17 protein-coding genes and 2 pseudogenes are annotated in these 25,849 nt (G+C 60.7%); 10 read left to right on the top strand and 9 right to left on the bottom strand.

Going from position 1 to position 25,849, the window contains the following annotated elements; genetic code table 11:
* Positions 1-9 precede the first annotated feature (9 nt).
* Both H6650_12660 and H6650_12655 read left to right on the top strand, forming a co-directional pair.
* Positions 10-1,710 (top strand): hypothetical protein, encoded by a 1,701-nt coding sequence (locus H6650_12660; protein ID MCB8952856.1) that lies wholly within the window; start codon positions 10-12, stop codon positions 1,708-1,710.
* Positions 1,711-1,760: 50 nt separating this feature from the next.
* The gene (locus tag H6650_12655) at positions 1,761-2,234 is read left to right on the top strand and encodes a universal stress protein (GenBank protein ID MCB8952855.1); all 474 of its coding nucleotides are present in this window, start codon (positions 1,761-1,763) and stop codon (positions 2,232-2,234) included.
* Between the two features lie 69 nt (positions 2,235-2,303).
* Here H6650_12655 and holA read toward each other — a convergent pair whose 3' ends face one another.
* From holA to galK, 3 genes and pseudogenes are all read right to left on the bottom strand, one after another.
* Positions 2,304-3,260: a DNA polymerase III subunit delta gene (holA, locus tag H6650_12650; protein MCB8952854.1), complete on the bottom strand. Its 957-nt coding sequence runs from the start codon at positions 3,258-3,260 to the stop codon at positions 2,304-2,306.
* 53 nt (positions 3,261-3,313) lie between these two features.
* Positions 3,314-3,889 (bottom strand): hypothetical protein, encoded by a 576-nt coding sequence (locus tag H6650_12645; GenBank protein MCB8952853.1) that lies wholly within the window; start codon positions 3,887-3,889, stop codon positions 3,314-3,316.
* A gap of 661 nt (positions 3,890-4,550) precedes the next feature.
* Positions 4,551-5,678: pseudogene (gene galK / locus H6650_12640) on the bottom strand (galactokinase).
* Positions 5,679-5,863: 185 nt separating this feature from the next.
* Between galK and H6650_12635 the strand changes: the two are divergent.
* A complete protein-coding gene (locus H6650_12635) occupies positions 5,864-6,457 on the top strand; it encodes an orotate phosphoribosyltransferase (GenBank protein MCB8952852.1) in 594 nt (197 codons plus the stop codon).
* A gap of 234 nt (positions 6,458-6,691) precedes the next feature.
* Here H6650_12635 and H6650_12630 read toward each other — a convergent pair.
* The 3 genes and pseudogenes from H6650_12630 to H6650_12620 all read right to left on the bottom strand — a co-directional run bounded on the left by H6650_12630 (position 6,692) and on the right by H6650_12620 (position 9,602).
* A pseudogene (locus H6650_12630) lies at positions 6,692-6,799 on the bottom strand (DNA-binding response regulator).
* A gap of 18 nt (positions 6,800-6,817) precedes the next feature.
* Positions 6,818-8,281 (bottom strand): NAD-dependent succinate-semialdehyde dehydrogenase, encoded by a 1,464-nt coding sequence (locus tag H6650_12625; GenBank protein MCB8952851.1) that lies wholly within the window; start codon positions 8,279-8,281, stop codon positions 6,818-6,820.
* A complete protein-coding gene (locus tag H6650_12620) occupies positions 8,232-9,602 on the bottom strand; it encodes a MerR family transcriptional regulator (protein ID MCB8952850.1) in 1,371 nt (456 codons plus the stop codon). The genes H6650_12625 and H6650_12620 overlap by 50 nt, the downstream gene beginning before the upstream one ends.
* Positions 9,603-10,029: 427 nt before the next feature.
* Here H6650_12620 and H6650_12615 point away from each other — a divergent pair, with 427 nt between their 5' ends.
* From H6650_12615 to H6650_12595, 5 genes are all read left to right on the top strand, one after another.
* The gene (locus H6650_12615) at positions 10,030-12,459 is read left to right on the top strand and encodes an AAA family ATPase (protein MCB8952849.1); all 2,430 of its coding nucleotides are present in this window, start codon (positions 10,030-10,032) and stop codon (positions 12,457-12,459) included.
* A complete protein-coding gene (locus H6650_12610) occupies positions 12,449-13,291 on the top strand; it encodes a universal stress protein (GenBank protein MCB8952848.1) in 843 nt (280 codons plus the stop codon). Before H6650_12615 ends, H6650_12610 begins: the two co-directional genes overlap by 11 nt.
* A gap of 351 nt (positions 13,292-13,642) precedes the next feature.
* The gene (locus H6650_12605; GenBank protein MCB8952847.1) at positions 13,643-14,908 is read left to right on the top strand and encodes a hypothetical protein; all 1,266 of its coding nucleotides are present in this window, start codon (positions 13,643-13,645) and stop codon (positions 14,906-14,908) included.
* Between the two features lie 14 nt (positions 14,909-14,922).
* On the top strand, positions 14,923-16,650 hold the full coding sequence (locus H6650_12600) for a NapC/NirT family cytochrome c (GenBank protein ID MCB8952846.1): 1,728 nt from the start codon (positions 14,923-14,925) through the stop codon (positions 16,648-16,650).
* A gap of 425 nt (positions 16,651-17,075) precedes the next feature.
* Positions 17,076-18,785 carry a hypothetical protein gene (locus H6650_12595; GenBank protein MCB8952845.1) on the top strand — a complete coding sequence of 570 codons (1,710 nt, stop codon included), beginning with the start codon at positions 17,076-17,078 and terminating at the stop codon, positions 18,783-18,785.
* A gap of 166 nt (positions 18,786-18,951) precedes the next feature.
* Here H6650_12595 and H6650_12590 read toward each other — a convergent pair whose 3' ends face one another.
* Both H6650_12590 and fdhF read right to left on the bottom strand, forming a co-directional pair.
* Positions 18,952-19,608, bottom strand: a complete 657-nt coding sequence (locus tag H6650_12590) for a hypothetical protein (protein ID MCB8952844.1) — start codon at positions 19,606-19,608, stop codon at positions 18,952-18,954.
* A gap of 68 nt (positions 19,609-19,676) precedes the next feature.
* Positions 19,677-21,791, bottom strand: a complete 2,115-nt coding sequence (fdhF, locus tag H6650_12585; protein ID MCB8952843.1) for a formate dehydrogenase subunit alpha — start codon at positions 21,789-21,791, stop codon at positions 19,677-19,679.
* Positions 21,792-22,413: 622 nt separating this feature from the next.
* On the opposite strand from fdhF, the gene H6650_12580 reads away from it, so the two are divergent.
* On the top strand, positions 22,414-23,451 hold the full coding sequence (locus tag H6650_12580; GenBank protein ID MCB8952842.1) for a methyltransferase domain-containing protein: 1,038 nt from the start codon (positions 22,414-22,416) through the stop codon (positions 23,449-23,451).
* A gap of 16 nt (positions 23,452-23,467) precedes the next feature.
* Here the strand turns inward: H6650_12580 and H6650_12575 are convergent, their stop codons facing one another.
* A complete protein-coding gene (locus H6650_12575; GenBank protein MCB8952841.1) occupies positions 23,468-24,478 on the bottom strand; it encodes a dihydroorotate dehydrogenase-like protein in 1,011 nt (336 codons plus the stop codon).
* Positions 24,479-24,822: 344 nt separating this feature from the next.
* Here H6650_12575 and H6650_12570 point away from each other — a divergent pair, with 344 nt between their 5' ends.
* Entirely contained in the window at positions 24,823-25,623 is an 801-nt protein-coding gene (locus H6650_12570; GenBank protein ID MCB8952840.1) for a class I SAM-dependent methyltransferase, read from the top strand.
* Positions 25,624-25,849: the final 226 nt, after the last annotated feature.

Raw genomic sequence — 25,849 nt, 5'->3', positions numbered from 1 at the left:
GGAAAACTCATGCATCTACCAAGAAGAATATCGTTGTGGATTGGCCTCATCCTCGCGCTAGCCTGCGCGGGCGTACAGGCGCTGCATGCGCAGGAAGCCGGCGTGCCCACGGGTGAGTATCTCATCTCCGGCCAGATCGTGGACGAACAGGGGCAGCCCGTTGCCGCGGCAGACGTGCGCCTGTTGGCCGTGGATGAGACGCCGCTGGCGGAAGGAGAGAGCCAGGAAGATGGCTCGTGGACGTTGCGTCTGGACGCGCTGCCCGCCCAACCCCTCCAGCTGATCATTGAACGTCCGCACTTCGAGGCGCTTACGCTGCGGATCAATCCGCAAGACTTCAGTGACGCCGAGGACTACACCACGGGGCTGCAAACCTTACAACGGCGCATTACTGCCGGGTTTTGGGCCGCGGGCCTTATTTTCCTGAGTGTGTTGCTGCTGATCGCTTTTGAGCGGCTGCACAGCACGACGGCGGCCCTGGTGGGCATGTCGGCGGTCTTTGTGGTCACGTTTATCGGGCAGGCATTTAATCCGAACTGGTACATTATCAGTTTTGAACAGGCGCTAGATTATGTTAATTGGGAGGTCATTTTCCTGGTGATGGCGATGATGATTGTGATCGCCGTCATTGAGGGGACAGGCATCTTCCAGTGGACGGCGTTTCAGGCGTATCGGCTCAGCCGCGGGCGGGCGTGGCTGCTGGTGCTGATTCTGATTTTGGTGACGGCGGTGGCGTCGGCGCTGTTGGATAACTTCACGACGATGCTGTTGATGACGCCCATTAGCCTCCAAATTGGGTTGGCACTGGGCATCAATCCCCTGGCGTTGATCATTCCAGAGGTGCTGGCCTCGAATGTGGGCGGGATCAGCACGTTGATTGGCACGCCGACGAATATCTTGATTGGGGCACATGCCGGCATCGGTTTCAACGATTTCCTGGTCAACCAAACAGTAGGCGTGCTGCTGGCGCTGCTGCTGATGAGCGGCTACGTGCTGTTCCACTTTCGAGGAGAGTTGTTTGGGCGTCATGCCGGCATTTCCGAAACCCTCTACCAACGCCTGGAAGCCAACGCCCGTATCGCCGACCCCACCGTCCTCCTCAAATCCGGCATCGTCTTCATCTTCATCCTCGCCGGCTTCGTCATCGGCGAACGATTCCACGTCGTCCCCGCCGTGCCCGCCCTCGTCGGGGCCACCGTCCTCCTCGTCTGGCTCAAGCCGGATGTGCATCAGATGATCACCGCCGTCGATTGGACCACGCTCGTCTTCTTCATGGCCCTTTTCATCGTCGTCGGCGCGGTGCAGGAAGTCGGTCTGATCAGCATCTTCGCCCAGGCCATTGGCCGCCTGGTTGGAACCAACCTGCCGTTGGCCGTCTTCATGATTGTCTTTGGTGTGGGCACATTATCCGTGGCTATCGCCAACATCCCCCTGGCTGCTTCCATGCTACCCGTGGTGGATTTCCTCACCGGCTCGCTGCCCGGGGCCAGCAGCAAAGTGCTGTACTATGCCCTCTCCATGGGCGCGGCCATGGGCGGCAATGGGTTCCTGGTGGGCGGCGAAGCCAACCTGGTTACGGCGGGCATCACGGCCCAGGCCGATTTCCCCATTTCGTTCGTTGATTTTCTCAAAGTAGGGCTGCCCGTCACCTTTCTCACGCTGCTGGCCGGTTATTTCTGGTTGGCGGTGCGGTTTGGCCTGTTGGGGTGAGCCGCGGCGTCTTGCGCGTTCGTCCATTCAACGGAAGGGAGGTTTTTTGAATGGCTCCGATGGCAACGATTTTGTGCCCCACACGGGGCGGTACGGCCAGTGTGCCCGCGCAGGAGTGGGCAATTGACCTGGCACGGCGGATGGGCGCGGATCTGGTCTTTCTGTACGTGTCCAACACGCACTTCTTGGACCGGTTTTCATATCCGCGCAGCGTGGATATTTCCGCGGAGTTGGATGAGTTAGGGGAGTTTTTGTTGGCAATGGCGCAGGATCGGGCGGAGAATGCCGGCATTCCCGCGCAAACCGTCGTGCGTCAGGGAGAGTTCCGGGAGCAGTTGGCCGACGTCATCCGTGAACATAACGTCTCCATCGTCGTCATCGGCCTCTCACGACAAAGCACCGGCGTCCTCACGGAAACCTACCGTACCTACCTTTCGCGCTCGTTGTTGGAAGAACTGGGCGTAGAAGTATACGTGATTGGTGATGGGCAGGTCATGGAGCATTACGCGCCCAACGACGCATAGGGCTGACTTTCGGCAACCGCCGGCCATTGGCCCCGCCGAAACCGCGCGCCGCCGAAAACGCCCGGTCACTCAACCCGTCACACCCGCCACAAACAGGTCCAGCGCCGTGCCCATGTCCATGCGCCCCGTCTTCACCCCGACGTCCATCTCCAACAGGTGCGCATAAATCTGCTTAAGTTGATCGAGGGAAAAATGCTGGCTTTGTTGGTAGATTTTGCCGGCAACAAAGCTGTGCATCTTTAACTGCCTGGCAATCGCCGGCGGGCGCAATTCCTGGTCCGCCAGCGTCTTCACCTGGATCAGCAGCCGAAACTGCCGCACCACCATCGAATACAGAAAAAACGGATCCGCCCCCTCGTTGATCTTCTGCTGCAACAGCAGTGCCGCCCGCTTGCTGCCCCGGTTCCCCAAAGCATCCACCAGATCAAAAATACTCGCCTCCGCCGCATAGGGACACAGACGCGCCACATCTTCCGTCTCAATCGCCCCGTCCCCCATCTTGTACAGCGTCAACTTCTCAATCTCCTGGCTCAAAATCCGCAAATCACCGCCGACATTTGCCGCCAGCGCGTGCGCCGCGCGCGGCGTGATCTGCCCGCCCAGACTCTCCACCCGCCCCCGCACCCACCGTTCCAGCGCCCCCCCTTGCGGCGCGGTGAATAACTTCGCGTAGCCGTTGGCGGCGCTGTCCGCCAGCTTGAGGATGGGATGGTTATCCGACAAAGGCTGGCTCTCCAGAAAAACGAGGCGTGTGGTTTCGGAAAGGGTGGGGAGGTAGGATTCCAGTTCCTTGAGGAGCGACTTCGGCGGTGTTTTCGCAAACAGCCCCTCGCAAATCACCAACCGCACCTCCGCCAGAAACGGCAGCGCGTCGCACGCATGGCGCAACTCCGCCAGCGACACCCGCCCACCATCCAACCGCGTCGTATTTAACGCCAGCATATCCGCATCCCCCAGGCGGGCGATCAAACTTGCCAGCGTTTCCCGCTGCGAATATTCGTCATCCCCATGAAAAACATAAAACATCGCGCCCTACTTTTGCCTTCTACCTTCTACCGTCTGCCTTCCGCCCGAATCGCTCACCCCTCCGTATCCACCTGATACGCCTGTACATGCTGGTTCCCCGACTGCCCCAGCAAAAACTGAAACACCCGCGTCACCGGCGAAGGCGTGATCCGGCGAATGCGCGTGATCCGCAACTCCTTCAAGTCGCCATCCGTCGTGTACTTCTCCTGCACCATCATCCCCACGGGGCGGGACACGATCAGCGCCGTCACCGCCGCCAGGACCGCCCCCGGCAGCGCGTGCAGCAGCACGGCGGGCGTCATTTCCCGCACCTTCTGCCGTCGCATCTCCAGGCCAAACGCCAGTTGGCTGGCCATCGTGGCCATCGTGGCCGTCGTCAGCAGCACCGTGCCGCAGTTGGGATGGACGGCCAACTGCCGCTCTCCCGCCTTCATCCGCCGGTACGCCTCGTGTACCGCCGCCTCGACCTCCTCGTCGCTGATGTTGCCATAGATGTTCAGGAAAAACCCTTGCGCCGTCGAATTTCCCTGGGCGCTAAAGCGGTTGGCGTACTTCTCGCTGAGGACGTGAATCGTTGCGTGTTCCAATCCATGATTGCGTCGCACCCGGCTGATCATTTGCGCTAACATTGATACTCCTCATACCCTGTAGGGCGCGTTTCTCACGCGCCCGAAAACGGTTGGCAGTTGGTGGTTGGCCGTTGATGGTGTCCGCGGCGCCACCCGTTCGCGGACAAAACAAACATTTGCGGCATCCGCGAAGCCCGTGGTTGTTTTCATCCATATTAGCGCAAAGACGACGTGGCGCAAGCAGACGCGCCATCCGTGGCGCAAGCGGACGCGCCATCCGTGGCGCAAGCGAAGCGCCATCCGTGGCGCAAGCGGACGCGCCATCCGTGGCGCAAGCAGACGCGCCATCCGTGGCGCAAGCGGACGCGCCATCCGTGGCGCAAGCAGACGCGCCATCCGTGGCGCAAGCGGACGCGCCATCCGTGGCGCAAGCAGACGCGCCATCCGTGGCGCAAGCAGACGCGCCATCCGTGGCGGCGCAGACGCAGCCATCCGTGGCGCAAGCAGACGCGCCATCCGTGGCGCAAGCAGACGCGCCATCCGTGGCGCAAGCAGACGCGCCATCCGTGGCGCAAGCGGACGCGCCATCCGTGGCGCAAGCAGACGCGCCATCCGTGGCGCAAGCAGACGCGCCATCCGTGGCGCAAGCAGACGCGCCATCCGTGGCGCAAGCAGACGCGCCATCCGTGGCGCAAGCAGACGCGCCATCCGTGGCGCAAGCAGACGCACCATCCGTGGCGGCGCAGATGTAGAGCGCGGGCGTCAGGTGGGTTGCCTTTTCGTAGGCGGCGGAGACGGCGGTGACGAAGGCGGGGGCGGATTCTGCCGCGACCAATGCCACGGCGCAGCCGCCGAAGCCCGCGCCCGTCATGCGCGCGCCCAGGCAGCCCGGCTGGCGGCGGGCCAGATTTACCATCTGGTTCAGGGCGTCGCTGGATACGTCGTAATTGTCGCGCAGGCTGTCGTGGCTTTCGTTCATGAGGCGGCCCAATGTGCCGGCATTTTCATTTCGCATAGCCCGAACAGCCGCCAGCACACGCGCGTTTTCGCCGATGACGTGACGCGCCCGCCGCCGTAGTTGTGCCGGCATCTGCGCCGCCTGCTCGTGAAACATGCTAAGGGAAACATCGCGTAATGCCGGCACGCCCAAGAACCGGGCCGCGGCGGCGCACGCCGCCCGCCGTTCGTTATAAGCGGAATCGACCAGGCCGCGACGGGTGGTCGTGTCCATGATGACGATGGCAAATGCTGCCGGCAGGGGGACGGCTTCCACAGCCAGGGTGCGGCAGTCAATGAGCAAGGCGTGGCCGGCCCGCCCCGCCGCCGCGATCATCTGGTCCATGATGCCGCATTGAACGCCGACCCATTCGTTTTCGACATGCCGGCACAACCGCGCCATCTCCCGCACATCCCAGGGCAGGTCGGACACGCTGGCAAACGCCCGCGCCACCGCCAACTCCAGCGCCGCCGAAGAGGAAAGCCCCGCGCCGAGAGGCACGTCACCGCTCATCACCCCCTCCCACCCGCGCAGCGCGTGGCCTGCGCGCCGCAAAGCCCAGGCCACCCCGCTGACGTAGGTGGTCCATCCCTTGTCCCCACGGCGCAAGTCGTCCAGGTGGAAGATCGCCGTCTCGTCGAATTCCAGCGACGTGAGACGCACGACCTGATCCGGGCGTGGCCGCAGGGCAATGGTCACGTCACGATCAATCGCCAGGGGCAAAACGAAGCCGTCATTGTAGTCCGTGTGTTCGCCGATCAGGTTGACGCGCCCCGGCGCGCGCGTCATGACAGCCGGACCCGCGCCATATTGAGCATGAAAAGCGGCAATAACTCGTTCGCGTAGGGACATGGGGGGAGTTGGTGGTGGATAGTTGACGGTTGACGGTTGACGGTTGTTCGTTGGTGGCGTGTCACTTCGGGCCATTCGTTGCGTGATTGTAGCCGCGTCTTCATTTCGGCGCGATACCTGCTTCTCCCATCAACTTCCCCCTCCGACCGTTTGCCCCCCAGGCGCGTTTGTGCCATGATAGGGGCATGGATCCAGAAAGCGTGCAATCCCTGGCGGCAACGTTGTTTGATATTGGCGCGGTGCAGTTTGGTAATTTCACATTGCACAGCGGAAAACGTTCGTATATTTACATGGACTTGCGCGTGTTGGTGTCTTTCCCGGAGGCGCTGCGCCGGGTGGCCCTGGCTTATCGCCAGATTCTGGTGTCGTTGTCGTTTGATTTGCTGGCAGCGTACCCGTATGCGGCGCTACCCATTGGCACGGCTATTGCCCTGGAGATGAATGTGCCTCTGATTTATCCACGCAAGGAAGTGAAGAATTATGGCACGGGGAAATTGATCGAAGGGCGCTGGCAGATTGGGCAGCGGGCGGTGCTGATTGAGGATTTGGTCACGTCGGGGGCGAGCATTGGGCAGGCGATTGCGCCGTTGAAGGCGGAGGGGCTGTTGGTGGAGGAGGCGGTGGTGTTGATTGATCGGGAGCAGGGGGGGCGGGAGACGCTGCGCGAACAGGGGTACAGGCTACACAGCGTGATGACGCTGTCGCAGTTGTTGGCCGAATTGGAGCGCGAAGAGCGGATCACGGCGAAGCAGCGCGCGCGCGTGCTACGCACATTGTAACCCCCCCCCCCTCGGTCCCATTTAGAAAATGGGACAACCCCATGTAGTCCGATTGTGACTATACAGGTCATCTGCCCAGATTGGACCAATTTGCTCCGGTTGAATCTTATTGATGTCTACAAAATTGGTCCAATCTCTCGGAGACGTGAATAGTTACGTCCGATTTTCCAAATCGGACACCCCCCCCGACATCAGGCATTAAAAGCCGGCGGCGGGCGGCGTCTCCCCTTCGTAGCGACGCAGCACGGCCTTGATGTGCGCCAGCAGCACGTCCACGTTAAACGGCTTCGTTATGTAATCGTCCGCCCCCAGCTCCAGCCCGACCACTTCATCCAGTTCGCGGCGGTGGGCCGATTGGTCCTATTTATCCAATCCCCCCAGGCAGACGTACTTCACTTCCACGAATGCCTCAATGCCATACTTTGAGCCTTCGCGCCCGATACCCGACTCCTTGACGCCGCCGAAGGGGGCCACGGTGGTGGAGATGAGGCCGGTGTTGATGCCTACCATGCCATACTCCAATCCTTCCGCCACGCGCCAAATGCGTCCGATGTCGCGGGCGTAAAAATAGGCGGCGAGGCCGTAGGGAGTGTCGTTTGCCAGGCGGATGGCCTCGTTTTCGTCGTGGAAACGGCGCAGCGGGGCTACGGGGCCGAATATCTCTTCGTTGTTGATGGACATATCCGGGCTGATGTTGGTGAGGACGGTGGGTTGGAAGAATGTGCCGCCCCGTTCGTGCCGCGTGCCGCCCGTGACGATCACCGCGCCGCGCGCGACGGCGTCGCGCACCAGGCGGGCTACTTTTTGCACGGCGGCCTCGTTGATCAGCGGACCAATGGTGACGCCCGGCTCCAGGCCATCGCCCACGCGCAGATCGCGCACGGCGGCGGTGTAGCGCGTGGCAAAGGCGTCGTAGACGCTGTCTTGCACGAAAATGCGGTTGGCGCAGATGCAGGTCTGACCGGCATTGCGGTATTTGGCGGCGATGGCGCCGTTGACGGCTTCGTCCAGGTCGGCGTCGTCGAATACAATGAAGGGGGCGTTGCCGCCCAACTCTAGCGATACTTTTTTGACGGTGTCGGCGCATTGGCGCATGAGCCGTTTGCCGACCTCCGTGGAGCCGGTGAAGGAGAGTTTGCGCACCAGGGGGTTGCGTGTCAGTTCGCGGCCTACGGCGTCGGGGTTGTTGGTGGTGATGACGTTGAAAGTGCCGGCAGGAAAGCCAGCACGTTGCGCGAGTTCAGCCAGAGCCAGCGCGGAGAGCGGCGTGTCCTCGGCGGGTTTGACCACGACGGGGCAGCCGGCGGCCAGTGCGGGCGCGACCTTGCGCGTGATCATGGCGATGGGGAAGTTCCAGGGGGTGATGGCGGCGACGACGCCCACGGGCTGTTTTAAGGCCAGGATGCGTTTGTCGGCCATGTGGCTGGGGATCACGTCCCCATAGATGCGGCGCGCTTCCTCGGCGAACCATTCCACGAAGGATGCGCCGTAGCGCACTTCGCCGCGCGCTTCCACCAGGGGCTTGCCTTGTTCCAGCGTCATCAGCCGGGCCAGGTCCTCCAGGTGGATGTGCATGAGGTCGTGCCAGCGGCGCAGGAGGGCGGCACGTTCGCCGGCGGGGAGGGCGCGCCAGGCGGGCCAGGCGGCGTGCGCGGCGTCGATGGCTTGCTCTGTTTCCGCCGCGCCCATGTCGGGGACGTCGGCGAGGCGGTGGTTGTTGGCGGGATTGGTAACGGGGAAGGTGGCCTGGTTGAAGGCGTTGGTCCAGTGGCCGTTAATGAAGGCCTGGGTACGCAGAAGTTGGGGGTCTTTCAGGGGAGACATGGGGTTCATTTCCAGTTTGCACGGCGGCGCTGCCGGTGTCTGCGAGATGTTCTAGCCAGGTGGTGATGGCGGTGGCGGAGGGGGGCAGGTTGTGCTGGGTTGCCCGGTGGTAGGCGGCCAGGTAGTGGCGCAGGTAGGGGGGAGAGAGGTGGTAGTTGACGCAAAGGTCGGCAAACCAGGAGAGGGAGGTGTCCAGGAGGGGGAGGATGCCCAGTCTGAGGGCGGCGATGATGATCTGGGCTATTTTGGCGTTGATTTCGGGGAGGTGGTCGGTGGGCTGGTTGCCGGCATTCATGGTGTCCCAGGTGGTGGATTCGATAGCGCCACGGCGGGAGCGATAGTGGGCGAGGGTTTTGGTGTCGGCGGGGGTGGGGGAAATGCCGGCATTTCCCCGTCCTTTCCCTTCTAATAATCGTCGCACCGCCTGGGGCACGTCCGCCAGGTGCTGCCCCAGAAAATGGCCGGTAATGCGCTGACGCAAGATAGGGTACGTATTGAAGATGCGTCCACCAAAAGCCAGGGCCGTTTGCCGCGAAGCCAGCCGCCCCGACATTTCCATTAGATCGGCGGCGCTTTGCAACTGCTGCGCGCACATGATTACCAACCGTGGCGCAACCTGCGCAATTGTACTCTCGATGGCCGAGGGGACGTTAGCCCCCAGGTAGACCACGTCCCATCCCTGTCGGCGCAGCAGTAAGGCGATCAGCAGCGGGCTGAAGGCGTGATGGTCGCCGGGGGCGCAGCCGACGAGGATGCGTTCCGTCCGGATAGGCATGGGGGCGGCGGACAGGAGGAGGTAAAGGCGGCGCATGGCGAGGGCGGAGGTGAAGTGCTCCTGTTGCGTGGAGACAATGCCGGCAAACCAGCCCCGTCCCAATTCCGCCAATCCCTTTTGCAGCACCTCCTGGCACACTGTTTCCGGGGGGAAAAATGAAAACGCCTGCCCCAGAGTCCGCTCCGCCGTTTCTTCGTCAAAGGCAAGGCAGGCGGCAAGCCATGCGTTTCGCAGGCGTTCCTGTTCGGTTGGTGGTGAGGGAGACGAGGATGTTGTCTCTGCCGGCATCTCTTCCGCCAGCGGGTCTTCTCCCATTTCTCGCAGCGTATGCCACAAAGACACGGCGTGGCTGATGCTCATGCCCTCTTCCTGCCGCGCTTGCAGCCATTGCACCGTCTCAATGTCCTCCTGGTTGTAAAGCCGCTGTCCTGATTCAGAGCGCGCCGGTTGGGGCAGCCCATACCGTCGCTCCCAGGCGCGCAGCGTTACGGCCTTCAGGCCCGTTCGGGTGACGACAACGTTGACAGGAAAAGTGAGTTCATTCATGGCTGTGTGGCAGTTGGCGCGTGGCAATGTTGTTGGTACATGGCCCGCTTCCCGGAAGCTGTGTTGATGCCATGTGCTATGGAGGGCGGCGCTTCCGGGAAGGTTTGTTGGAATATGTACCGTGAGGCTGAAATGTTGCCCTTATTCTAGCCTAAAGTCAATTATGTAGTAAGGGGTTGATGCCGGCATGAGACAAGATGAAGTGCGATTGACGGGGGTGGTTGAACTGGAGTAAACTAGCAAAAGGGAAAAAGGCAACTACTAAGCCAGATTGGACCAATTTGCTCTGGTGAAAATCGCCATTGAACGCGTGAAATTGGTCCAATCTCCAGAGAGCGTTAGTAGTTACGGAAAAAGGGAGAAAGAGCGCCTTCTTTTCGTTCTTAACACATTCCCTTCCTCACGTCCGCCTGGAGGTGCGAAACATATGAGCCAATCACTATCTCCTGAAGCACTATACCGCGCATGTGATCCGGAGCAATTTGAATTCGAGACGACGGCCTCTCTGCCCGACCTGGAGATGATCATCGGCCAGGAGCGGGCTGTAGACGCGGTGCGTTTTGCCATTGGGATTCGCCACACGGGTTACAACTTGTTTGCGCTTGGCCCTTATGGGACGGGCAAGCATACGGCTGTGATGCAGTTTGTGGCGCAGCAGGCATCCACGGAACCGACGCCTTCTGATTGGTGCTACGTGTACAATTTTGATCAGCCACATCAGCCGCGGGCCGTGGAAATGCCGGCAGGCAGAGGCATCATCTTCGCGCAGGATATGCAGCGCCTGGTTGAAACCCTCTTCACCGTGATTCCCGCCGCCTTTGAAAGCGACGAATACCAGGCCCAACGCGGCAATATCGAAGAAGCATTCAAACAAAAACATGACCAGGCGCTGGAAAAATTAGAAGAGGAGGCCAAGTCGAAAAGCATCACCCTGATCCGCACCCCCTTGGGGCCGGCCTTTGCCCCCTTGCGCAGTGGCGAAGTGCTTTCCCCGGATGAGTACATGAAGCTTTCCGAGGAAGAGCAGAAGCATATTGAGGGCGAGGTGCAGGACCTGCAAGACAAGCTGCGCCGTATCCTGCACCAGGTGCCGCAGTGGAAACGGGAAGGGCAGGAAGAGCTGGACAAGCTGAATAAGGAGGTGGCGGAGTTTGCCGTGAAGCCGCTGTTGGATGAACTGCGGCAAAAGTATGAGGGTGTGCCCCCCGTGCAGGCGTATTTGCAGGAGGTGCAGGGGGATTTGGTGAGTAATGTGCCGGCATTTCTCAACCCCCAACCCCCCTCCGGCGTCCCCGTGGAAGGCTCCGATGGCTCCCAGCCTGCCCTCTCCCCCATCACCCGCTACCAGGTCAACGTCCTCGTTGATCATAGCCAAACCAAAGGCGCGCCCATCGTCTACGAAGACTACCCCACCTACCACAGCCTCGTTGGCCGCGTCGAGCAAGTCGCCCACATGGGCGCGCTCCTCACCGACTTCACCCTCATCAAATCCGGCGCATTTCACCGCGCCAACGGTGGCTACCTCATCCTCGACGCCCTCAAAGTCTTGCAGCAGCCCTACGCCTGGGAAGCCATCAAACGCCTCCTGCGCGCCGGGCGCATCCACATCGAATCCCTCGGGCAAATGGTCGGTCTCATCAGCACCGTCTCCCTCGAACCGGAACCCATCCCTCTCAACGTCAAGGTCGTTCTCATGGGCGAACGGCTCCTCTACTACCTCCTTTGTCAGTACGACCCCGACTTCGTGGAACTGTTCAAAGTCGCCGCCGACTTCGACGACCAGATGGAGCGCACGCCCGAAAATAACCAGTTCTACGCCCGCCTCATCGCCACCCTATCCCGCAAAGAATCGCTGCGCCATTTCGACCGCCAGGCCGTCGCTCGCGTTATTGAACACAGCGCCCGCCTCGTCGAAGACGCGGAAAGACTCTCCGCCCACATGCGCAGCGTCGCCGACCTGCTGCGCGAGGCAGACTACTGGGCCGGAGAAGCTGCGCGCGAGGTCGTCACCCGCGCCGATGTGCAGCGCGCGATTGAGGCGCAAGATTATCGCCTGGGGCGCGTGCGCGACCGTCTGCGCGAAGCCGTCCTGCGCAATACCATCATGATCGACACGGACGGCACCAGAGTCGGACAGGTAAACGGCCTCTCCGTGCTGGCGTTAGGCAGCAGCCAGTTCGGCAGCGCCAGCCGTATCACTGCCCGCGTGCGCATGGGCAAAGGAGAAGTCATCGACATTGAGCGACAGGTGGAAATGGGCGGCCCCATTCACGCCAAAGGCGTCCTCATCCTCTCCAGCTACCTGGGCGCGCGCTACGCCGCCGATTTCCCCCTCACCCTCTCCGCCAGCCTCGTTTTCGAGCAAAATTACGGTGGTGTGGAGGGAGACAGTGCCTCCTCCACCGAGTTATACGCACTCCTTTCCGCGCTGGCGGATGTCCCCTTGCGCCAGTCGTTGGCCGTCACCGGCTCCGTGAACCAGCATGGACAGGTACAGGCAATCGGCGGCGTTAACGAGAAAATAGAAGGCTTCTTCGACCTGTGCCAGGCGCGTGGCCTCACGGGTGAGCAGGGGGTCATGATTCCCGCTGCCAACGTCAAGCATCTGATGTTGCGCCAGGATGTGGTCACCGCCGTGCGCGCGGGCCAGTTCCACATTTACCCCGTAACCACGATTGATGAAGGGATTGAAATACTGACGGGCACGCCCGCCGGGGAAATGGATGCCGCAGGGAATTACCCCCCGGATTCCATCAATCAGCGCGTGATCGCCCGCCTGCAAAGCTTCGCGCACAGGGCGCGGGAATTCCAGGCTCCGCCCAAAGAGCCAACCGCGGAGAAAAAAGATGAGCAGTGAGAATCCCGAAGCAATCATACAGCGAATTCTGGTAGCCCTGGATGCGTCCAGCTACAGTCTCGCCGCGCTGGAAGCCGCCGCCCGGCTGGCGGCGACGCTGGAGGCGGAACTGGATGGCCTCTACGTCGAGGACGTGAACCTGCTGCGTTGGGCCGAGTTGCCCTTCACGCGGGTGGTGCGCTATCCTGCCTCCACGGACGAGGAAATCGACGCAGTCATTATGGAAGAGCAATTGCGCCGCCGCGCGGAATCGGCGCGGCGGGCGCTGGCGCACATTGCCCGCGAGTTGGATGTCACCTGGTCGTTTAAGGTGGTGCGTGGACAGGTGACGTCCGAGCTGCTGGCCGCCGCATTAGAAGCGGATATGCTGGCGTTGGGCTGGCTGAGCTACCCGCGCACGCGGCGACGGCGGCTAGGCTCCACGGCGCTGGCGCTGGCGACGCAGTCCCCCCGCGTTGTGTGGCTGCCTTCGCGGGAGGCGGCGGAGGAGGATGCGCCCATTTTCGTCACGTATGATGGCTCGCCGGTGGCGCGCAAAGCCCTGGCGCTGGCGGACCACCTGGCGGCGCAGGCACCCATCGTTTGTGTGTTGACGGGACCGGCGGACGCGGTGCGCCAGTTGAAGGAAGAGGTGCAGGGCCTGTTGACGACCAAGGAGGCGCGCCAGGTCATGTTCCGCCACCTGCCTGAGGTCAGCGTGGAAAATCTGGCGCGGCTGGTGCAGCTAGAGCAAGGTGGGGCATTGGTTGTGGGAGGGCAAATCCCCTTCCCTGAACTGGCGCTCGAATATCTGCTCAATCAACTTGATTGCTCACTCCTCCTTGTGCGCTAAGCCGCCATCCGCGCATTTGACTGCAGACGGGAGTGGTTTCCACTTCCCGATCACGCCGGTTTTTGTAATCTGTTGCCGGCAACACGATCCGTGACGTACGTGGCCGCCCAAAGATTACATTTGACCCCCAAACGAATGACAATTGACCTGCGCACATAGTTGGGAGGGTACCTATACTTTCTGCGTCAGGGCAACAATCCTTGTTGCCTTTTTCGCTGTTTCGTGTCACCATTGCCGTTTCATCGCTCCAGCAACCCCAGTCCAACAGATCTATGCTGGATTGACGGAAAACCCGAGCAACTTGCCCGTCTGATTTTTGGGTTGCTGCCAAACCACCCAGGAGGCCAATTGATGTTTCGTCGCCAGATCCGCTTTTGGGTAACAGGCAGCCTGATCTGCTTGTTCTTTCTTATCGGGTGTCGGGGGGTAGAGGGGCCAGCGGGTCCCGTGGGGCCGGCAGGTCCACCAGGACCGATGGGGCCTGTGGGGCCGGCGGGCGAGGATGCCAGCGCCAGCCAGAGTTACGTGGGATCGGAGAAGTGCGGACAGTGTCACGAAAGCGAGTATGCCCGTTTTTCGCTGTCGGGGCATCCGCAAATCATGTCCGCGGTGGCCGGCGACCAGCCGCCTGTGTTCTCGTCCGCCAGCGAGACGGGCGGCGTGCCGGAACCGCCCGCCGGTTATGACTGGAATGACATCAGCTACGTGATTGGCGGTTTCCGTTGGAAAGCGTTGTTCATGGACAAGGCTGGCTACCTGATTACGGGCGCGGAAGGGGAGACGACACAGTTTAACCTGCCCAACGACGACCTGGATGCGGGCGCGGGCTGGGTGGCGTACCATGTAGGAGAGACGCTACCTATGGACTGTGGGCCGTGCCATACGACGGGCTATCGCGCGCAAGGGCGTCAAGATAACCTGGAAGGGGTTGTGGGAACCTGGGCGTTTGCGGGGGTGCAGTGCGAAGCCTGCCACGGTCCCGGCAGCCGCCACGCCGCCGATCCGCAAGGGGTGCGCATGGTCCTGGATCGTGCTTCGCAGTTGTGCGGTGACTGCCATCAGCAGGGGAGTCTGGTTTTGATGCAGGCGCATGATGGCTTCGAGCAAGGCGGTCAGGAGTTCACCGATCTGTATAACTCCAAGCATTTTGCCCTTAACTGCATCACCTGCCATGATCCTCACGCCAGTTCCCAATTCGCCGATGCGGAAGTCAATCCTGACCAGGGCATTCGGCAGGCGTGCGAGAACTGCCACTGGGAAAATCTGACGCAGGGCGTGCGCAAGCATCTGGGTGTGGATTGCGTTGACTGCCATATGCCGCCCCTGGCGAAATTGGCGCAGGCCAACCCTGACCTGATGCAGGGGGATGTGCGCGCGCACCAGTTCTCGATCAACCCGAATCCGAACGCGCAGCAGTTTACTGATGATGGGGCGCGGGTGAATCCCTATTTGACGTTGCAATATGTGTGTCAACAGTGCCACAATGGGGAAATTGCCGCGGCGCAGGACGCAGAGACGCTGGCGGAAGCTGCTCGTGGGTATCATTTGCCGGCAACGGCCACACCGCTGCCTACTCCTGAACCCACTGCCGCGCCCGAAGCCACGCCCACCCCATAGCAGGAGGCAGCAACATGCGAAAATTACTTCGTGGAATCAAGCACTTCTTCTTCCCCCCGCCGGGCAGCCCGCGCTGGGTCCGCGTGCTGCCATTCGCCATCCTGGGCATGGTTACGGCCCTGGCGATTTATGGCAGTGTGGAAGCCTGGACTTACACCAACTCTCCTGCCTTTTGTGGATCGACGTGCCACACGATGCCGCCCGAATTCAGCTCCTATCTCCGCTCTCCGCACGCGCGCGTGCAATGCGTTGAGTGCCACCTGGGGCGCGATGTGTTCACCACGCAGTTCTCGCGCAAAGCGGGCGACTTGCGGCACGTGATCAAGACGGTGACGGTTGATTACGAATTCCCTATTTATGCGCACGATATGCGCCCGGCCACGGATTCCTGTGAGCGCTGCCATTTCCCGGAGAAGTTTTCCGACGACAGCCTGCGCGAGATTCGTCACTATGGTGACGACCTGGCGAATACACCGGAGTTCATCTACCTCATTTTGAAAACGGGGGGGGGCACGCAGCGCGAGGGATTGGGGCGTGGCATTCACTGGCACATTGAGAATGAGGTGTATTTCCTGGCGACGGATCCGTTGCAGCAGGAGATCCCTTATGTGCGCGTGGTGGAGGACGATGGCAGTATTACCGAGTATTATGACATTGCTTCCGGGGTGACGCCTGACGATGTTGCCGGCACGCACCTGGAGCGCATGGACTGTATCACCTGCCACAACCGCGTCACGCACGGCATCTCCTCCCCCGAAGAAGCCGTCGATCAGGCGCTGAAGAAGCATCTTATCTCCATCGATCTGCCCTACGTGCGGCAACAGTCGGTGGCACTGCTGCGGACAGGCTATGAAAGCACCGACGCCGCCCGCGCCGCCTTCGAGACCCTGACAACCTACTATGCGGATAACTACCCTGACGTGGCCGCGGCGCAGTCCGACCAGATTCGGCAAGTCATTGCTACCCTTAATGACATTTACGTGCAGAGCATTTTCCCTGAGCAGAAAATCGACTGGGAAACGCACCCCGACAACCTGGGGCACAAAGATTTCCCCGGTTGCTTCCGCTGCCACGATGGCAAGCACCTCACCGGTACGGGTGAGTCAATCCGGCTGGAGTGCAACCTGTGTCACTCTATCCCGCAACGGAATAACGGTTTCGATCTCGTAACGACCCTAGAAATCGTGCGCGGCCCCGAACCCCCTTCACATACGCATTCCAACTGGATCAGCCTGCATGGGCAGACGATTGATCAATCTTGCGCGATTTGTCACAAGCCCGCGTCGCCGGACGTGGATTACACCCAACTAAACGGCACGCCACTGGTGGATGGTTCTTTCTGCGGCAACGTGGCCTGCCATGCGAATAAGTGGACGTTTGCCGGGTTTGATACGCCGGAGTTGTTGCCGGTGCTGGAGCGACAGGCGTATATCTTGCAGCATACCAGCCCGTATCTTTCCGCCGACCTGGCGCGCACCTACACGGGCACGTTCAAGGCGATGCTTGATGGTCGTTGCGTCATTTGTCACAGCGGGCCTGAGGCGGAGGCGGGATTGGATTTGAGCCGTTATGCCGGCATTCTCACCGGCGGCAAAGATGGTCCAGCACTGATCGCCGGGGACGTCGCCGGCAGCCTGATCATCCAGAGACAAACGGAAAGCGCCCCCCACTTCGGACAGATGTTGGACGACGAAATCGAAGCCATGACCGCCTGGATCGCCGCGGGCGCGCCGGAAAAATAGACAAAGCAGCATCCCCCACGCCACCAGAACAAAGCCGGGAGAGCCAACCGGCGAACGATGCTTGAGCATAGGGGCTTTGGTCAGAACAACACCAAAGCCTCCATGCCGCCCTCAATAAAACAGCCCCATTGACGCCCGCTCGCCCGTTACTTTTGCCGCGATTGAACGACCTGATTATCAGGTCCGTTTAGGTCAGTTTCCCTTTCGCCAGGAACAAGCTTGGGATCCGGTAAAATCCGATCCTCCTTCTTTCCCCCTATCCCTGGCGGAGAACGGCGGCTCTTCGTGAAAGATGACGCCGGATTTCCTCACATTACTCGTGTTAACAAGAATCAGGTTCCCGCGGACGGCCAGAACGGACACCGTGGGTGGCCCTTCTGACCACTGCCCACTATCAACTGGCAACCTTTATACAGGAGGCACATATGAAGAAGTTTGTGTATCGTTCTCGAAGGCGTTTGTTACGAATCGCGCTGCCATTGGTCATGCTTTTGCTCACCATGAGCGTCTTTAAGATGACCGGGGCGGCCAATCCCGCGCTCAAGGTGGCGCTGAAGGAGGCGGGGGATTACGTGGTACTGGCCTGGAATGATTTGGGTATGCACTGCTACAATCCCGACTTCCAGGACCTGGCGGTGCTGCCGCCCTTTAACACCCTGTTTGCCCAGGTGGTGCAGGTGGGCGACCCGCCGCAACTCGTGACCAGCGGCGTAGAGGTGAGTTATGCGTTTGCCGACAACACCTATTCCGTGGGCAAAACCAATTTCTGGGATTACGAGGAAGCCCTCTTTGGGGTGGACCTGCCCCCGGATGTGGGTCTCACGGGGAAAGGGTTGGCGGGCAGCATGGACCTGGTCAACGCCAGCTACGTTGCCGAGGGCATTCCGCTCACCGAATACAGCGACAGCAACCCCACCGTGCGCCAACCCTACCAGTTAGCCACGGTGACGGTGCATGATAGCAACACCGGAGAGGAATTGGCGACGGTGCATCCCGTGGCCCCCGTTTCCACGGAAATGCACTGCGACAACTGTCACTACGATGGCGGCGTGGGGGGTATCTCTACCGGACGGGTGGAGACCAATATCCTCACGCTGCACGATGAGGAACACGGGGATGATTACCCACCCGGCCATGAAGGACCGTTGATGGGACGTCGCCCCATTCTCTGCGCCGAGTGCCATGCTTCTAATGCGCTGGGCTTGCCCGGCGTGCCCGGCCTGCCCAGCCTGTCTAAGGCGATTCACGAGAAGCACCATGACGCCGTCCCGGATACGCTGAATGGCTGCTACAACTGCCATCCTGGCCCGGAGACGCAATGCCTGCGCGACGTGATGTCCACGCAGTATGGCATGGATTGCATGGACTGCCACGGCGGCATGGAAGACGTGGCCGATAATCCTAACCCCTGGCTCAACGAGCCGCGCTGCGACGACTGCCATACGCAGCCCGGTTATGAGCAGAATAACGCGCTCTATCGTTTGTCCACGGGGCATGGCGGTCTTTACTGCGAAGCGTGCCACGATAGCACGCACGCGATTGCCGCCAGCAGCCAGCCGCTTGATGGCGTTAAGTTCATGGAGCTACAAGGGCACGTGGGTACGTTGGATACGTGTACGGTGTGCCACGCGACGCAGCCCACGGGGCCTGGTCCGCACGGGATCATGGCGCCCCAGGTAGCGAATCTGGCCAATTATGGCATCAGCAAGGGGGTGTTGGAAGGGGGTAATTTGCAGTCGCTGCGCTTGTCGGATGATGACCGTTTGCAGGTGCATACGGTGGCGATGGGTGGCGGCGTGGCGCAGGGGTTGTTGATGAATGTGGTGGCGATCAGCCCGGTGACGACGGGCAAGATGGATGTGCGGCTGGAGTGGAGTTCGGATATTGCCGGCACAAACGCGATCCTCTACCTCTTCAATTTCAACCAAAACACCTGGGTCTCCCAGGGGCAATGGCCGTTGGGTCTGAACGACTACACCGTTGTGGCGGCCATGAACAATGCGGCCCCCTACATCCGCAACAGCGATGGGCTGGTTGCCGTCCGGCTGCTCAGCCTGGGTCGTACCCAGACCTTCCCGCAAGGGTATTCCTTGCGCCTGGATCAGGTGGAGATCAGTATCACGCCCAATAATTAGCCAAGATTGGTTCATTCTTCAAGAATGACTCTACTGAAAAAAGGCCAAAAACCGGGTTTTTACACATGAACCACTCTGGTAATTTTGGCCGGGCACTCGAAAAACCCGGTTTTTTCAGTGAACTCAAGAATGAACCAATCTTTTTTTTGCCGGCATTCCGGTTATGTCACACGGGCGGGCGGCGGAAAATTTCGTCGCTGAGGACCTTGTCCGCCTTGTCCGTTGTTTTCTGCCGCGACCGGGCAAAGACGTCCGCGCTTTCCTGGAGAATGCCGGCAACGCCCGCCACCACCGGGTGCGCGGCGTCCATCTCCTCCGCCGCTTTGTCCAGTAAAGCCGTGACCGGCACATCACAGATCAGGTGCGGCCACCCTCGTGGATTCATGTTGCGCCCGCCCCAGCCATTGCGAATAGTCGGGTATTCATCAATGCCGAACGTGACATGCGTGTGTCCCTGCTCCGATTTCGCCACGCCAAAGCGCACGGTTTGCACACTGTAGGCGGCATCTTCGCCCAGGTCGTCGGGCATTTCCAGCGCCAGGTGCAGGCGAGCCTGAATCTGATCCGCGCGCGGGTTGTCCAGGTGGATGAGTGTCGTCGCGCCGGGTGTGAAATCGGCGGTGTTGAAAGGTTCATCGTCGTCGAAAGTGGGCGCGGGGCGATACTGGTCAAATGGTTGGGGGTAGGAGGCCTGTATGATGTTGCCTGTGAGCAGGGGTTCCGGGTCTACGTGGACGACCTTGATCCATCTATCAATAACATCCACCTGAGTCCAGGGGGCGTCCGTATCAATTTTTACGGTGAGGTGAATACGCTTACTCATGGGGTTATTCCTTCCCGCGTGGGGATGTGCGGGGGTGATCGTTTGCCGCGCCGACGGCTGCCGTGTGGTCAGGTCGGTTGCCCATTTTTCCGTTCGTTGGGAAGTGGTTCCAGTTGCACAGCGCACACTTTGTATTCGGGGATTTTGGCAACCGGGTCAACCGCGTCAATGGTGAGGAGGTTGACGGCGGCTTCGGCGAAATGGAACGTCATAAAAACAGTGCCTGGGGGTGAGCGATGGGTGATTTCGGCGGCGGCGGTGACTTCGCCGCGCCGCGAGCGCACACGCACCATCTGGCCGGCATGGATATGGTCGCGGCGGGCGTCGTCGGGGTGGATTTCCACGGTGGCGGCGGGGGCGATGGCGTCAAGACCGGCGGAACGACGCGAGAGGGTGCCGCCGTGCCAGTGGAAGAGCATACGCCCGGTGGAGAGGATGAAGGGGTAGTCGGCGTCGGCTTCTTCGACGGGGGGGGCGTAGCTGACGGGGCAGAAGAGACCGCGCCCGCGGCTGAAGGTGTCTTTGTGCAGAATGGGCGTGCCCGGATGATCGGGCGTGGGGCAGGGCCATTGCAAGCCGCCGTCTCGTTCGAGTCGGGTGTGGGAAATGCCGGCATACGACCCCGTTAACCCCGCCATTTCCGCGAAAATCGCCGCCGGATTCTCGTATTGCCAGGATGCGCCCAGCCGGTTTGCCAGATCGATGAGAATTTGCCAGTCGGGGCGGGCTACGCCGGGGGCGGGCAGGGCGGGACGAATGAGCTGCACGCGCCGCTCCGTGCTGGTGAACGTGCCTGATTTTTCGGCGAAGCTGGATGCCGGCAAAACCACATCTGCCATCCGTCCCGTTTCATTGAGGAAAATATCCAAGACCGCCAAAAAAGGAACCTGCTCCAGAGCCGCGCGGACGTGGTGCAAATTGGGGTCCGATAGCATCGGATTCTCGCCCATGACCACCAATCCCTTGATCCGTCCCGACAAGGCTCCCTCCATCACCTCCGTTATTGTCAGGCCGGGCGTGGGGTTGAGCTGCTCGGGCGGCACATTCCAGCCGGCGGCAAACTTCCGGCGTACGGCTTCGTTGGCGACGGGCTGGTAGCCGGGGAAGACGTTGGGCAGCCCGCCCATGTCGCACGCGCCCTGCACGTTGTTCTGCCCGCGCAGTGGGTTGAGGCCGGTGCCGGGGCGGCCAATGTGCCCGGTGAGCAGAGCCAGGTTGGAGAGCGCCTTGACATTGTCTGTGCCCGTGGTGTGTTGGGTGATGCCCATGGCCCAGAAGATGGCGGCGTTGCCTGCCTCGGCGTAGAGATGGGCGGCGCGTTCAATGTCCGATGCCGGCACGCCCGTGATCGCCGCGGCGCGCGCGGGTGTCCAATCGCGCACCGATTCCGCCAGCGCCTCGTACCCCTCGGTGCGCGCGCGCACGAATGGCGCGTTTACCAGTTCGTCGCGGATGATCACGTGGGCCAGGGCGTTGAGCAGGGCTACGTCCGTGCCGGGGTGATGCCGCAGGTGTAGGGCGGCGAAATTCGCCAGCTCAATACGGCGGGGGTCGACGAGGATCAGCCGTGCCCCGTTTTGGCGCACGGCCCGCTTCATTTGCAGGCTGAGGACGGGGTGGGCCTCGGTCGTGTTGGAGCCGATCACCAGGAGGACATCCGCGGCGGGGATGTCCATGATGCTGTTGGTCATGGCGCCGGAGCCGACGGTGGTGGCCAGACCGGCCACGCTGCTGCTGTGTCAGAGCCGGGCGCAGTGGTCTACGTTGTTTGTGCCGATGATGCCGCGCGCCAGTTTTTGCATCAGGTAGTTTTCTTCGTTGGTGCATTTGGCGGAGGTGAGGAAGGCGATGCTATCGGGGCCGTGGGTGTCGCGCAGGTGGCGGAGTGTGGTGGCGGTCAGGGTGAGCGCCTCGTCCCAACTGGCCTGGTGGAAATCTCGTGCGGCGCGTGGGGCGATGCCGGCATTTTTCAGCAGCGGCGCGCGTAATCGATCCGGGGCGTGCACAAAATCACACCCGAAGCGTCCCTTGACGCACAGGTTGCCCCGATTGACGTCGTTATCCCAGCGGCCATCGATGCGGTAGATAATGTCGTTGGCGACGTGTAGATCGATCTGGCAGCCGACGCCGCAGTAGGGGCAGGTGGTAGGAACGACGCGGTCGGCCTGCAAAGGCGTTTTCATATTGGGTGACTCCATATCCATACTCGTTGTCGGCGGGGGAATGCGCCGCGCGGGGCGGAATTGCCCTATTGGGATTGTAGGGATGGCGGGCAAGTGGGGTTAGTGACAGAATACACAGGTTTGCGGGATGAACGTCACTGTCGGCGCGGGCGGCGGATTGTTGACAAATGTCACATGCAGGTAATGATAATAATCACTATGGTTTTGGGCAGCAATAACGTACTCTTATGGAAGAAGGGTTTCCTCGCTCTTCGTGGAGCAGAGTTATTAGGCAGCACGGCAGAGGGGGTGGGGGCCGGGGGAATATATTTCGAGGCTCAAAAGGTGTCGCAGCCTTTTGAGCCTTTTTTGTTGGATGGGGAGGGGAAATGCCGGCATTCTCCCCCCAAGAGACCACGCATTTGCCCAAAATAGCACCCAGACACCTTGCATAGATATATTCAGTCGTTATAATTCGATTTCAGGTACGGCGCACCTCTTCTTGATGCGGCGGCCTTCCTCGATTGTTTGTGTGATGAAACGACCGCCTGCAGTGGCGTCATATCATCATGTTTTCTGGGGCCTGGCGTAGCTATTAACCTCTTCAGTGATCTCGCCGGACTACAAAAGGAAATGAGACTGTATGCTCGATCGATTGCGAGTCGCTCGTGTATTGGGATTAACGCGATTGCGGGATCTCTATCGCGGCTACAAATATGGTTGGATGGGAGCGATTCACGGATACGTGACCACGCGCACCATGCAAACGCTCTTTGACGTTGGTTTCTTCGAGGAACTGGAAGCGCGTGGGCGTATAAACGTAGACGCTTTTGCGCGGGAGAAGGGGCTGGACGCTCACGTCCTCGGTGTCTTGTGCAACTCGCTGTACGCCCAGCGCGTGTTGCGGCGTGAGGGCGACGACTACGTATTTGGCAGCCGTGGCGTGCCCCTGGCCCAGGTATCTCGCGGCTGGTTTGATGGCATTTCTGGCTATAGAGAGATCTATGACAACCTGGAGGGGGTGCTGCGCCGGGAGCGTGTGTACGGGGAGGACGTGTACCGGCGCACGGATTTGGTGGCGCAGGGTAGTGGCGAGGCGGAGTCGTGGATTTATTTTCCCCTGGCGATTCATATGATTGTGGACGGCGGCTATCGGCGGGTGCTGGATTTAGGGTGCGGAGACGGCACATTTTTGCGACATTTGTGCGCGGAGACGTCCGTGGAGGGTTTTGGCATTGACCTGGCTCCGGAAGCTATCGCCGCCGCCATCGCCGCCACGGAAGCCGCCGGGCTAAGCGAGCGCATTCGCTACGCCGTCGGCGATGTGACCCAACTTGAACAGACCCCGCCCGCGTTTCAGGACGTAGAAATCGCCACCACCTTCTTTGTCCTGCACGAAATCCTTTGGCAAGGGCGGCAGGCGGCCGTGGATGTGCTCAAAGGCTACCGCCGCCTGTTCCCGCAGATCCCCCTTCTGCTGTTTGAAATCATCCGCCCCACCGACGAGGCGATGCGTCGCCGTCCCGGCATGATGGTGCAATACCTGGTGCAGCACGAGCTTTCACATCAAAAACTGGTGGGACGGGATGATCTGTACGGCATTTTCCATGAAGCAGGATTTGCGGACATCGACGAATGGTACATCGACGCCGTACGCACCAGTATTTTTACCTTGCGCTGAAGACGCTCGCGCCGCGTTAGCCTTGCACGTAGCCAGGGCCGTAGGAGGTGACGGCGCGGATGTAGTTGGCGCGTTCGAAGGCGGCGGGGGCGGCGAAGTTCGACTGGCTCATGCTGCCGCGGAACTGCTCCAGCGATTCGTATTCGTGTTCCACCAACCACATACCCACGCCGGCTAACATTTCCGACAGCCGCTGCACGCCATTTTTCAATAGCTCCGAAGCCAGGGTGACGACGGTGGCGCCGGCGGCCAGGCTCTTGAGGACGTCCTGGGTGGTGTGGACGCCGGTCGCCAGGGCGAGGTCGGTTTCCACGCGCCCGTAGAGGATGGCGATCCAGCGCAGGGGGAGGCGGAGTTCGTTGGAGTCGCTGAGGGTGAGGTGGGGAACCACGGCTCCTTTTTCCAGGTCAATTTCTGGTTGGTAGAAGCGGTTGAAGAGGATGAGGCCATTGGCCCCGTTGTCTACCAGGCGTTGGGATACGTTGGCGATGGCGCTGTAGTAAGGGCTGAGTTTGACGGCGACGGGGATGGAAACGGTGTTTTTGACCTCGCGCAGGACGTCAACCGTCATGTCCTCTACCTGCGCGCCGGTGATTTTGGGGTTGGTGGGCAGATAGTAGACGTTGAGTTCCAGGGCGTCGGCGCCGGCCTGTTCGATCTGTTCGGCGAAGGATATCCAACTGCCGCTGGAGACGCCGTTAATGCTGGCGATGACGGGGATGTCCACGGCGCTCTTGGCTTGTTGAATGTGCGTGAGGTAGGCGTCGGGGCTGGTGTCGCGGTAGGTGGGGGGTTTGGGGTAATAGGAGCGTGCTTCGGCCTGGCCTTCGTTGTCTTCGAGCAGAAATGGATCGAGGATGCCGGCATCTCGGTTGATGTCCTCTTCGAATAAAGAGGGGAGTACCACGGCTGCCGCGCCCGCATCTTCCAGGCGGCGCAAGGTGCTGAGGTGGCGTGCGAGGGGAGACGATGCCGGCACAATCGGGTTGCGCAGTTTCAGGCCAAGATAAGTCGTTGCCAGGTCCATAAAAATTCTCCTTCTTGCTGAGTTTGTTCCGTTGCCGCTACGTACTCGTTCCTGAGCGCGGACCTGGCAGGCGGGAAATGCCAGGGGCAAACGAGTAGAGCCACAGCCGCAGGGCGAAAAGGTCCTTTCCGCACGGCTGACCGATTCAAAGTAGTATGCCGAATGCCGGCAACTTCCTCTAGTGATAAATCGCCATCGCTGGGAAGACAAATGTCATCATGTAAACTGGCGTGCCCTTCTAGTATATCCCACTTTGGACAGATGAAAACGAAGTTGCCGGCATTCCCTGGTTGTGTAAAATCACCATCAACCAACCAACTGTCAGACAGCGAGAGAGACGAGTGATGACCGGTGTTCGGGACCAATGGGCAGCGGGATCAAGCTACGAAGACTTCATGGGCCGATGGAGCCGCCGCCTCGCGCCTGAGTTCGTTTCCTGGTTACAAATTCCTCGCGGCGTTCACTGGTTGGATGTCGGGTGTGGTACGGGTGCGCTTGCCGATGCTGTCTGTCGCCACGCCGACCCTGCGTCGGTCGTAGGTTGCGACCCATCGCCCCCCTTCGTCGCATACGCGCGAGAACTCAGTCGTGACGCCCGGCAATCCTTTGTGATTGCTGGCGTTGGCAGTCTGCCGCACCGCCCAGGGGGGTACGGCAGCGTTACTTCCTTGCTCGCTTTGAATTTTCTGCCAGACCCCGAAGGGGCCGTTCACGAAATGTGTTCCGTGGCTGCACCGCGGTCCACGGTGTCCGCGTGCGTGTGGGATTACGGTGACGGAATGCTGTTTCTGCGCCACTTTTGGGATGCGGTGGCCTCGCAGGATTCAACCGCCTCGGCGCTCGACGAAGGTGCCCGATTCCCTCTTTGTCGCCGTGACGCGCTGGCATCGCTGTTTCATGCCAGCGGTCTTCGTGATGTGCGCTGCGAGTCGCTGGAAATCCGCACGGAGTTTGCCGGCTTCGATGACTATTGGCGACCGTTTCTGGGAGGAACAGGCCCCGCGCCATCATACGTTGCATCCCTCAACGCTGAGCGTCGCGCGAACCTGGCGCGGAAGCTCGAAGAGAAGTTGCAACAAGGACCAGATGGGATGATCATCCTCAACGCGCGAGCCTGGGCAGTTTGTGGAACCGTGAACGGATAAGTGCGCGGCGTTCGGTTGCTGAAGATGAAAATGCCGGCACGCATCCCTCCCCAAACGGGTGCGCGGAATGCAGCCCCGTTTTGTCCGTGATGGTGTGCGGCGAGTGGGGGGGGGCCGGCATTCAGCTGCTGCCCCGTCTACCCCGCCCCTGCATGAATACCCGCAAAATGAGAACCGCTGCTGTATCTTCAGTCGTTCTAAATCAGGCTGACGCCACTCAGCAAGC

This window comes from Ardenticatenales bacterium, from assembly GCA_020634515.1.
Classification (GTDB): domain Bacteria; phylum Chloroflexota; class Anaerolineae; order Promineifilales; family Promineifilaceae; genus JAGVTM01.
The sequence above is the reverse complement of the archived record's forward strand: the minus strand, read 5'-3'. Positions and strand labels throughout refer to the sequence as shown.

Bases quoted from the DNA above. Each gene is read 5' to 3' on its own strand.
- H6650_12635 (MCB8952852.1), top strand. From the start codon at position 5,864: ATGGATCCAGAAAGCGTGCAATCCCTGGCGGCAACGTTGTTTGATATT.
- H6650_12620 (MCB8952850.1), bottom strand. From the start codon at position 9,602: ATGAATGAACTCACTTTTCCTGTCAACGTTGTCGTCACCCGAACGGGC.
- H6650_12590 (MCB8952844.1), bottom strand. From the start codon at position 19,608: ATGAGTAAGCGTATTCACCTCACCGTAAAAATTGATACGGACGCCCCC.
- H6650_12645 (MCB8952853.1), bottom strand. From the start codon at position 3,889: ATGTTAGCGCAAATGATCAGCCGGGTGCGACGCAATCATGGATTGGAA.
- H6650_12580 (MCB8952842.1), top strand. From the start codon at position 22,414: ATGCTCGATCGATTGCGAGTCGCTCGTGTATTGGGATTAACGCGATTG.
- H6650_12655 (MCB8952855.1), top strand. From the start codon at position 1,761: ATGGCTCCGATGGCAACGATTTTGTGCCCCACACGGGGCGGTACGGCC.
- H6650_12595 (MCB8952845.1), top strand. From the start codon at position 17,076: ATGAAGAAGTTTGTGTATCGTTCTCGAAGGCGTTTGTTACGAATCGCG.
- H6650_12660 (MCB8952856.1), top strand. From the start codon at position 10: ATGCATCTACCAAGAAGAATATCGTTGTGGATTGGCCTCATCCTCGCG.
- H6650_12610 (MCB8952848.1), top strand. From the start codon at position 12,449: ATGAGCAGTGAGAATCCCGAAGCAATCATACAGCGAATTCTGGTAGCC.
- holA (MCB8952854.1), bottom strand. From the start codon at position 3,260: ATGTTTTATGTTTTTCATGGGGATGACGAATATTCGCAGCGGGAAACG.
- H6650_12605 (MCB8952847.1), top strand. From the start codon at position 13,643: ATGTTTCGTCGCCAGATCCGCTTTTGGGTAACAGGCAGCCTGATCTGC.
- H6650_12570 (MCB8952840.1), top strand. From the start codon at position 24,823: ATGACCGGTGTTCGGGACCAATGGGCAGCGGGATCAAGCTACGAAGAC.
- H6650_12615 (MCB8952849.1), top strand. From the start codon at position 10,030: ATGAGCCAATCACTATCTCCTGAAGCACTATACCGCGCATGTGATCCG.
- H6650_12625 (MCB8952851.1), bottom strand. From the start codon at position 8,281: ATGTCTCCCCTGAAAGACCCCCAACTTCTGCGTACCCAGGCCTTCATT.
- H6650_12600 (MCB8952846.1), top strand. From the start codon at position 14,923: ATGCGAAAATTACTTCGTGGAATCAAGCACTTCTTCTTCCCCCCGCCG.
- H6650_12575 (MCB8952841.1), bottom strand. From the start codon at position 24,478: ATGGACCTGGCAACGACTTATCTTGGCCTGAAACTGCGCAACCCGATT.